Source organism: Streptomyces africanus, assembly GCF_002150735.1.
Classification (GTDB): Bacteria; Actinomycetota; Actinomycetes; order Streptomycetales; family Streptomycetaceae; genus Streptomyces; species Streptomyces africanus.
In genome coordinates, this window is the sequence record NZ_MUKA01000611.1 from 1 (window position 1) to 405 (window position 405).

Consider the following 405-nt stretch of genomic DNA (forward strand, 5'->3'; position numbering starts at 1 on the left):
GGCTGCCGGGCCTGCGGCCGTGATGGCTCTGGTCGGCGTGATGGTCGCTGTGGTGGGTGAGGTGCCCGCCGTGATCGGCGTGGTGACCGCGTCTGCACGCGGCCGTCCGCCAGGGTCGCCGCCGGCAGCCCCGCCTCGTCGGATCGCTCGTCCATAGGCCGTGCATCGCCTGTCGCCCCCCTCACAGTCCGAAGTGTCCGTCCCCTGGCGCCGAACGGTCCGCGGCGCAGCCCCTGTTCGGGACGATACACCAGTCTCGTCACTCAGGGACATAGGTTCTCTACTCTGCGTGACGATCACCAGTTATATGAGTACCCACCGCGCCCGAAGGATTGCGGACAGTACTCAAGTTCGGATCAGCCGGTTGGTGCACCCGTCGTAAGGATCACGTTGCGCAGCGGCTCC